This window comes from Komagataeibacter nataicola, from assembly GCF_003207795.1.
Classification (GTDB): Bacteria; Pseudomonadota; Alphaproteobacteria; order Acetobacterales; family Acetobacteraceae; genus Komagataeibacter; species Komagataeibacter nataicola.
Window position 1 is genome coordinate 1 of record NZ_NIRT01000057.1, and the last position, 8942, is coordinate 8942.

General features: G+C 58.7%; 10 protein-coding genes and 1 pseudogene. 4 read left to right on the forward strand and 7 right to left on the reverse strand.

The features are described from left to right. Positions 1-431, forward strand: a 431-nt coding sequence (locus CDI09_RS16690) for a DDE-type integrase/transposase/recombinase (RefSeq protein ID WP_146220933.1), incomplete at its 5' end; no start/stop codon positions are given. A gap of 236 nt (positions 432-667) precedes the next feature. Here CDI09_RS16690 and CDI09_RS16695 read toward each other — a convergent pair. Continuing rightward, on the reverse strand, positions 668-1621 hold the full coding sequence (locus CDI09_RS16695) for a GlxA family transcriptional regulator (RefSeq protein ID WP_110571440.1): 954 nt from the start codon (positions 1619-1621) through the stop codon (positions 668-670). Positions 1622-1729: 108 nt separating this feature from the next. Between CDI09_RS16695 and CDI09_RS16700 the strand changes: the two genes are divergently transcribed. Next, a complete protein-coding gene (locus CDI09_RS16700; protein ID WP_110571441.1) occupies positions 1730-2194 on the forward strand; it encodes a nuclear transport factor 2 family protein in 465 nt (154 codons plus the stop codon). Positions 2195-2212: 18 nt separating this feature from the next. On the opposite strand, the gene CDI09_RS16705 is transcribed toward CDI09_RS16700, so the two are convergent. The 5 genes from CDI09_RS16705 to CDI09_RS16725 form a co-directional block, all read right to left on the reverse strand. Next, on the reverse strand, positions 2213-3103 hold the full coding sequence (locus CDI09_RS16705; RefSeq protein ID WP_110571442.1) for an aldo/keto reductase: 891 nt from the start codon (positions 3101-3103) through the stop codon (positions 2213-2215). 48 nt (positions 3104-3151) lie between these two features. Then, positions 3152-3865, reverse strand: a complete 714-nt coding sequence (gene bdcA / locus CDI09_RS16710; protein ID WP_110571443.1) for an SDR family oxidoreductase — start codon at positions 3863-3865, stop codon at positions 3152-3154. After that, the gene (locus tag CDI09_RS16715; RefSeq protein WP_110571444.1) at positions 3862-4314 is read right to left on the reverse strand and encodes an SRPBCC family protein; all 453 of its coding nucleotides are present in this window, start codon (positions 4312-4314) and stop codon (positions 3862-3864) included. The genes bdcA and CDI09_RS16715 overlap by 4 nt, the downstream gene beginning before the upstream one ends. Positions 4315-4345: 31 nt before the next feature. After that, positions 4346-5107 carry an SDR family NAD(P)-dependent oxidoreductase gene (locus CDI09_RS16720; protein WP_110571445.1) on the reverse strand — a complete coding sequence of 254 codons (762 nt, stop codon included), beginning with the start codon at positions 5105-5107 and terminating at the stop codon, positions 4346-4348. Positions 5108-5266: 159 nt separating this feature from the next. Next, positions 5267-5905 (reverse strand): TetR/AcrR family transcriptional regulator, encoded by a 639-nt coding sequence (locus tag CDI09_RS16725; protein WP_110571446.1) that lies wholly within the window; start codon positions 5903-5905, stop codon positions 5267-5269. A 105-nt stretch (positions 5906-6010) separates the two neighbouring features. On the opposite strand from CDI09_RS16725, the gene CDI09_RS16730 reads away from it, so the two are divergent. Both CDI09_RS16730 and CDI09_RS16735 read left to right on the forward strand, forming a co-directional pair. Next, positions 6011-7225 (forward strand): MFS transporter, encoded by a 1215-nt coding sequence (locus tag CDI09_RS16730; protein WP_110571447.1) that lies wholly within the window; start codon positions 6011-6013, stop codon positions 7223-7225. 44 nt (positions 7226-7269) lie between these two features. Then, a pseudogene (locus CDI09_RS16735) lies at positions 7270-7862 on the forward strand (transposase). A gap of 40 nt (positions 7863-7902) precedes the next feature. Here CDI09_RS16735 and CDI09_RS16740 read toward each other — a convergent pair. Further along, positions 7903-8415, reverse strand: a complete 513-nt coding sequence (locus CDI09_RS16740; protein WP_110571448.1) for a hypothetical protein — start codon at positions 8413-8415, stop codon at positions 7903-7905. Positions 8416-8942: the final 527 nt, after the last annotated feature.

Consider the following 8942-nt stretch of genomic DNA (forward strand, 5'->3'; position numbering starts at 1 on the left):
GCAGGATCGTGGGCTGGAAGGTCTCGACCTCCATGACCACCCAGTTCGTGCTCGACGCCCTTGAACAGGCCATCTGGCAACGAAAGCCCGCGGGAAACAAGGCGCTGATCCATCATTCGGATCGTGGTTCACAATACCTGTCGATCCGATATACCGAACGCCTGGCGCTGGCGGACATCGACGCCTCGGTCGGCACGGTTGGTGACAGCTACGACAATGCACTGGCTGAGACCATCAACGGTTTATATAAGGCCGAGGTCATCCATCATCTGGGGCCATGGAAATCCATGGCGCAGGTCGAATGGGAAACCCTCAAATGGGTGGACTGGTACAATAACCGACGCCTGCTGGCGCCAATCGGCTACAGGCCTCCCGCTGAAGCCGAACGCGCCTTCCATGCAGATCAGAGCAGACTTGATATCGCAGCCTGAGCGCTGAACAAATCGCTCTCCGGTAAACCCGGGGCAGTTCACCTCAAACCCCCAGCAGATGCTGCCGGGGAGTGTGGAGGCATGGGTCAAATCTCGATGAAAATTTCCGCCCTACCCGGGTCAGTTCTCAGTGAAAATCAACAAACGGGGCAAGCCGCCAAAAAATCTCGAAATATTCGCCAGACTGTCCCGCCAGAAGCAGGCACTCGCCGGCTGGGCGCAAGCCGGGTATTTTTTTAGTTCGGATTGCCAGCTGCATTTCGCCGGACAGCTTGAGGTGGCTGATGAAACGCACGCAGGAAGGCACGCCGCATCCGCTCGGGATCGTGGAAGCCGGTCATCACGGCAATGGATTCGATGGGGAGCGTGGAGCGTTCGACTCGCTCCCGTGCTGCCTCCAGACGCAGTTTCTCGACCGCTCTGGCAGGGCTCATCCCCACGGCGGTCCGGAAACTGCGTGAAAAGTTTCTGGGGCTCATGCCAACCCGGCTGGCGAGAATGTCCACGGTCAGGCGCTGTTGCAGGTTGGACCGGATCCATCCCAGAAGATCGGCAAAGCGTTCCTGCGTGCTCTCCATCTCAAGAAGCGCCGAGAACTGGGACTGTCCTCCGGGCCGGTGATAGAAAACCACCATCTGCTGCGCCGTGCGCCGCCCGATGTCTGCACCGAGATCTTCGCTCACCAGCGCCAGAGCCATGTCTATTCCTGCGCTGATGCCGGCTGACGTCCAGACCGGACCATCATGGACATGAATGGCATCGGCCAAGACCCTGACTTCCGGAAACCGTAATTTCAGGGCCCCGGCCTGTTGCCAGTGCGTCGTCACGCGGCGTCCATCAAGCAGTCCGGCCGCTGCCAGCAGGAAAGCGCCCGTACACACGCTGCATATCCGCCGTGCCGTGCCAGCCTGATGTCGGATGAAGGCCTGCAGTTCCGGACAGGCCATAGCCTGCTTGTGTCCTTCGCCCCCAACGACGACAAGCGTGTCAAAGGCCCCCACCGCCGCGAGCGGGACGGTCTCGATCGTCATGCCGGACGACGACCGGACCAGACCTCCATGCCAGGACAGGGGTGTCGTCTCATACCCAGCGCTCCCAAATGTGCTGGCGATCTCAAAGGCCGCCGTCACTCCGGCGGCGTCGAGCAACTGGAAGTCAGGATAAAGCAGGAGACCGATACGTATGGGCATGTCCTGAAATGAGGGATCATTGTCCTTTCGTCAAACGCTTTGCCGGAAAACACTGATAGACGCTGGATCAGCCAGCGATCCGTCCCCGAACCAGAGGCAGAATTTCCAATGTCCCGACCCCCATTACCTCCATTCAATGCCGAAACCGCTGTTGAGAAGGTCCGTCTCGCAGAAGACGCCTGGAATGGTCAGAACCCTGAAAAGGTGGCACTGGCCTATACTCCCGATAGCCAGTGGCGCAATCGCTCGGAATTCATCCGCGGGCGAGAAGACATCGTGACGTTCCTGACGCGAAAATGGGAGCGCGAGCAGGAGTATCGGCTTATCAAGGAGCTCTGGGCTTTTCAGGACAACCGGATCGCTGTCCGTTTTGCGTATGAGTGGCAGGACCAGACCGGTCAATGGTTCAGATCTCATGGGAATGAGAACTGGGCATTCGATGAAAACGGGCTGATGCGTTACCGCGTGGCGTCAATTAACGACCAACCCATTTCAGTCACTGACCGCCTGTTTCATTGGCCTGCAGGACGACGTCCCGACAATCACCCGGGCCTTTCGGCGTTGGGACTGTAACTGCCCGGAAGTGCTTCTTTATGGCGTTGAGCGGAACGCCTTGCGCCCTTCGGCATTCAAAGCCGCGAAGTCCTCATCTGACAGCGAGATGTCTGCGGCAGCGACGTTCTGCTCCAGATGAGCGACTTTCGAAGTTCCGGGGATTGGCAGCATTACCGGACTGCGTTTCAGAACCCATGCCAGTGCGATCTGGCTTGGGTGCGCGCCGTATTTCCCTGCCATGGTATCCAGGATTGAGCCTGGCTTCGCGAGGTCGCCAGCGGCAAGCGGAAACCAGGGGATGAACCCGATGTTCTGCGCCGTGCAGTAGTCGAGTACGTCCTCGCTGGTGCGATCGACAAGATTATAGCGGTTCTGGACGGTTGCCACGTCAAAGAACTTCGAGGCGGCCTTGATGTCTTCGACGGAGACTTCGCTCAGTCCTGCATGCCGGATCAGTTTCTGGTCGATGAAGGACCGGATTGCATCGAACTGCTCGTCCGCCGGAACCCTGGGATCTATGCGGTGCAACTGCCACAGATCGATCTGTTCGACGCCGAGATTGCGCAGGCTCTTGTGCACCTGCTGGAGCAGGTATTCCGGCCGTCCGACCGGCTTCCAGATATCCGGCCCCGAGCGGGTGAGACCACCCTTCGTGGCGATCACCAGTCCCTTGGGGTATGGGTGCAGGGCCTCCCTGATCAGCCATTCCGAAACATCGGGGCCGTAGGAATCGGCAGTGTCGATGAAGTTGACGCCGATTTCGGGAAGGCGCCTCAGCGTGCGGATGGCCTCGTCGTGGTCGGCTGGCGGTCCCCATATGCCCGGGCCGGTGATGCGCATCGCGCCGAAGCCAAGACGATGAACGACAAGGTCGCCGCCGATGCTGAAGGTGCCGGCGTCAGTGACGTTAGCGGATAAACTGGTCATGGCCTTCGTTCCTTTTTTCCGGCAGGTGATTGGGGATCAGTCATTCCATCAGGCCGCGAAGCCGCCATCGATGTTGTATGCAGCACCGGTGATGATGCCTGCCTCTGGCCCGGCAAGATACGCGACCAGCCCTGCGATCTCCGCGCCCGTGGCATGGCGTTTGATCGCCATGAAGTCGTGCATCACGTCTTTCAGCGGTCCATCGGCAGGGTTCATGTCGGTATCGGTGGGGCCGGGCTGGACAACGTTGACAGTGATGCCGCGCGCCCCGAAATCACGCGCCAGTCCTTTGACCATGCCTTTCAGTGCGGCCTTGCTGGCGCTGTAGGCTGCAAGGCCAGTCATCGGCATCCGGTCGGCATTGGCTGAGCCGATCAGGATGATGCGGCCGCCGTCGGGCATGGTCCGTGCGGCAGCAACCGCCGCGTGATAGGGCGCGAGGGTATTGATGCGGAAAAGCCGGTCGATGGCGTCCGGCGGCATGTCCAGTGGATCACCCGCGCCAAGAATTCCGGAATTGACGACCAGCACGTCGAGAGGACCAAGCGAGGCGATCAGCGCGGTGAGGGAGTCCCGGTCTCCGCTATCGGCACGCAGGGCCCTGCTTCCGGTCTCGGCGGCCAGGGCCTGAGCATCATCAGGGGAGGACAGATACGTGAAAACGACTTTCGCGCCATCCGTTGCGAAGCGACGGACAATGGCGGCCCCAATCCCGCGGCTGCCGCCAAGCACGAGGACGGATTTGCCATGAAAGCTGCTCATGCCCGTATTTCCCCCTGCGCCAGAATTTCCGCCAGCCTGTCGAATGCTGGCTGATAGATATGGGTCGGCATTCTGGCCTCCATGCTGGCTGCGTGTTCGGCAGCCGCTTCGAACTGACCGCGCCACCGGATAAATGTGCGATTGCCATCCGTTACGGGCAGAAGCGTGATGGTCGACCGGTAGTTCCGGATCGGTAAAGCCGATTCAATGATTGAGAAAGTCACCGCATGATCCACGTCGGACAGCGCCAGAAGCTGTTCACGGATGACACCGACATCGCCCATTTCAACACGACGGATCGCGCCAACACGGTCGCCGGGATCATCGCCTTCGATCATGCAGCTTTTCACACCCGGCAACCAGCGACCAAGAGCACCGAAATCGCGGATCAGCCCCCAGACAGACGAAACGGGTGCATTGATAACACTGCTGGCCATAACATTGATCATACGGACTCCCCCTGTCCTTCGCTGTGTGGGATCAAAGCGACTGGCCACCTGTCACCTCGATGCGCTGGCCATTCACCCAGTGCATGTCGTCCGACAGGAGAGCGCGCACCGCAGTCCCGATATCATCGGGTTGGCCGACACGCCCCAGCGGCGTGATCTCTGCCAGGCTCCTGTTTATCCCGGCATCGTCACGGACCAGACCACCACCGAAGTCCGATGCAACCGCGCCGGGGGCGACGGCATTGACTGTAATGCCCCGCTCACCCAGTTCCTTCGCCATGTAGAGCGAAATGACCTCGGTTGCCGCTTTCATGGCTGAATAGGGGCCATGATCCGGCAGGTAGAAGCGTGTTGCGGCAGAGGTGATGTTGAGAATGCGGCCACCATCGCAGATCAGCGGAAGGAGCGCTACCGTCAGCAGGTAGGGGCCCTTGAAGTGGATGTTGTACTGATTGTCGAGTTGTTCGGATGTCGCGGCATCGAAGCGTGTGTGAATGATGTTGCCGGCGTTCTGGACAACATAACTTAGTCCCTGCTGCCCGAACTCGTTTGCGAGAAGGGCTTTGACCCGTTGAACAAAATCCGTGAACGACGCATGGTTCGCGATGTCCAGTTGCAGCAAACGTAGTTTTGCATTCTCGTTGCTGAGGGCGGTTTCGGCAGCCTTCGCCTCATCTTCGTTGGCGTGATAAGTGCCGATCACGCTGATGCCGGAGGCTGTCAGATGCTTCGCAATACTGTAGCCGATGCCACGATTGGCGCCCGTGACGAGGGCAATTTTTGATGGGCTCATGATCGGATTCCCTGAAGAGGCATGGCGTCGTGTTCCGAACAGCACAACTTCCATACCGATCAATCCATAATAGGGGTGCGACACGAGGTCAATGATTTATGGATCGACTGATATGGAATACTCGTGCCGGACCTGGATCGTCTCGCCGCCGTCAACCCGTCAGCGTTTTTTGGACCGCTTTGCTGTTCCCCGTTTCACCGCGTTGATATCCCACAATGTCAGCAGCGACGTGACGGCCGCATCCAGAGTGTCCGGACGCATCCCGTCCCGGGTTTCGCACGTCATGCCGTGGAAAAAAGTCGCGAGAATATCGGGCAGCACATCTGTCGCCGGGGACGCTTTCAATTCGCCAATGGCGATGGCGCGTTCCACACAGGCTCTGATGCCCTTACGCGTGCGCTGTCGTTCCGCCGCGAGGAGCGCCTGAACGGGTTCGTTTTCAGGTGAGCAGTTACTGGCGCCACAGACGACCAGACACCCGGCCGGGTGTGCGCGGGCGGCCTGCATGCGTGCCGAACCACGCAACGTCCGTTCAATGGCCTCACGCGGGGACAGGCTCTCGTCCCATAAGGGTGTCATCACCTGTCCGTAGGTCTCCAGATAACGCTGCACGACTTCGCGGAACAGGGATTCCTTCGAGCCGAACGCGGCATAGAAGCTCGCAGGCGAAATGTTGCCCATGCAGGACTTAAGCTGCGTCAGGGAGGTCGGCTCATAGCCCTGCGCCCAGAAGAGCGCTGTGGCGGCGTCAATCGCCTTGTCGCGGTCAAACTCACGGGGCCGCCCGGTCCGCGCCATGCTATCGCTCCTTCTGAAAGACTTCCATATTAAGTGATCCAGAAGTAATTGCCAAGGTTGCTGTGTCTCTATATGTGTATCGTCCGATCCATATATGAGCGCCCCATGACCCCGACCATCACAGTGCCCACGACAAAACCCGATGAGCGCCTGCCTGTCGCCAGCCTGCTCGCGCTGGCCATGACCGGCTTCATCTGCATCATGACCGAAACCCTGCCAGCCGGTCTGTTGCCCGAGATCGGTGCGGGTCTGCATATTTCCCCTGCGCTGGCAGGGCAGATGGTGACGGCTTATGCCATAGGCTCACTGAGTGCGGCGATCCCGCTGACACTCGCCACGCAGCGATGGCGGCGTAGAAAGGTTCTGCTGCTGGCAATTATCGGCTTCGTGGTGTTCAATTCCATCACCGCGTTTTCGACGCATTACGGCGCGACCCTCGTAGCCCGGTACGGAGCGGGTGCCGCGGCGGGTCTCGCCTGGGCGTTGCTGGCTGGCTACGCACGCCGGATGGTGACGCGCGCCCAGCAGGGCCGTGCCCTGGCGATTGCCATGGTCGGCACGCCGATTGCACTGTCTCTGGGGGTGCCCGCCGGGACATGGCTGGGCGCTGCCGTCGGCTGGCGTCTGGCCTTCTGGATCATGTCGGGCCTGACCGTGCTGCTGATCGCATGGGTGCTGGCGAAGGTTCCTGATTTTCCGGGGGCCGCGCATGACGAGCGTCTGCCGTTCCGTCATGTTTTGTACACGCCCGGCGTGCGGTCGGTTCTGGGCGTGGTGATGGCCTGGATGCTCGCGCACAACGTGCTCTACACCTATATCGTGCCGTTCGTCACACCTGCCGGACTGGCAGGGCAGGCAGATCGCATCCTGCTGCTGTTCGGGGTCGCCGCCCTGGTTGGCATCTGGCTGACAAGCCGCACGGTCGATCACGCCCTGCGCCTGTCCGTCCTGCTCAGTCTGGCCATATTCGCGGTCGTGGCAGCAGCTTTCGCCATCGGATCAGCGTCACCTGCGGTGATCATGATCGGTGTCACCATATGGGGGCTGACATTTGGAGGCGCTGCGACGTTGCTCCAGACAGCACTGGCCGATGCAGCCGGCGATGGCGCGGATGTCGCGTTGTCGATGAATGTCGTGGCGTGGAACAGTGCCATAGCCGGTGGGGGGCTTCTGGGCGGCGTGCTGCTCGACACATGGGGTGCGACGTCATTCCCCTGGGCGGTGATGGGGCTCACAACTGCTGGATTCCTGATCGCATGGCTGGCCCGGTCCCACGGATTTCGACCCGGCCACCGGCTCGGACATGGGGACAGGAAGTAGAGAGTGTTATGTACTTTTTGATATAATTTGTGCAGTAAAGATGTATGAATACTGTCCGAAAATCGTATCCGTCTGATGTCAGTGACGAAGAGTGGTCTCTGATTATTCTATATCTCCTTCTCATGAAAGAGGATGCTGAACAACGCCATCATGATCTGAGAGAACTATTCAACGGTCTGTGGTATGTGATCCGTTACGGTATAGCATGGCGTGCGATGCCGAACGATCTGCCACCATGGAGCGCGGTTTATCAGCAATCCCGGCCCTGCACGTCACCCCGGCAAACCGGGACGACAGGGCAGAAGTCGGTTCGCTGGCGGAAGCTATCCAGCAGGCAACAAATGGCAGCGTTGAACTGGCATGGGCCGATCAGGGCTATACCAGATCAAAACCGGCGAAAGCTGCTGAAGAGCAAGGCATCACGCTCGAAATCGTCAGGCTGCCCCAAGCAAAGCGGGGCTTTGTACTTCTACCCCGTCGCTGGATCGTGGCGAGATCTTTCGCATGGGCAACCCGATGCAGGAGGCTGGTGAAAGATTATGAACGATGTGCCTCAACCCTCGCCGCAATGCACCCCATCGCCTTCGCTGGCTTCATGCTCAGAAATGCCGCCAACCTGTTCATCCAAAGTGCATAACAGCCTCTAGGATTTGCCGCAGTGTTCATGCATGCGGGTTTTACAGCTTCTGCCGCATTTCCTCACGGATCTGGTTGCACTGCTTGGTAAAGACGCTGGCCTGGGATGCAGTCATGAAATTGATGATAAAGGCCCCGATCAATGAACAAAATGATAGGCCGATGACGAATTTTCCGGTCACGCTGATGCTGGCATCATAATATTCAGCCGAATACCACAACAGGAAAAGGCTGAGTGCCGCACCAATAAACCCGAGAATGCCGGTGGAATGGATAAGGGAATCTTCCTCGCTGCTGAACGAGGAGGATTCCTTCCACAGCAGGTAAAGCTTCTGGTTCATTTCATCGATCTGGCAGTCATGCTCGAGCTGGGCGGCAGAGGTCACCTTGCCTGGCGCGGAGCGGTGCATGTCGAGTTCCTGCTGTGCCTTGGCAAAGACGCGCCGACGCTCCTTTATGGCGGGCAGGCTGATATCCACAAAGCTGAGAATAGCTACATTCAGGCCCGCCGATAACTGCACGACAGCCTGAAAATCACCCCACGTCTGACTCACGCGGCTTCTCCCTTATCTTCACACGCCTGTTATTACGATAGCGCAGGAACGCATGATGCAGGAGATTATAAAAATGAGCGGCAGGGCTGCATCCGCGCCCTCTATGCCCTATTCGGATGGGGGATGCCGAGGCTGAGCCCTTTCAGCAGGCAAGGGAAATCAGGATATGATTAATGTTGCACTGACGAAATGGAGCCAATGCGTTTCATATAAAAATCTGCTCTTTCCGGGAGGGCAGGGTCAGTAAAATACTGAAACGATAAAAGTTTTTGGTAAATTTTAATCATAATTGACACTACGCACCGTGAGCTCGCGGCCAGAGGAGCGACCCGGAGCCGCGTTGCCCGGAGCTTGTTAAAAAAGCTTCGCCAAACACTTTTCCATGCGTGCGGGATATTTGTTTGGCCTGACTTTTCAGGCGGTATCTTAGCAGCCTGTCGGGTTGGGCATTTTGCGGCTGATAACGCCGAGGCTGACCCGGCTTATGCTGCCTGAAGCCGTGCCATTCTTTTGCAGTTGTATGCGAG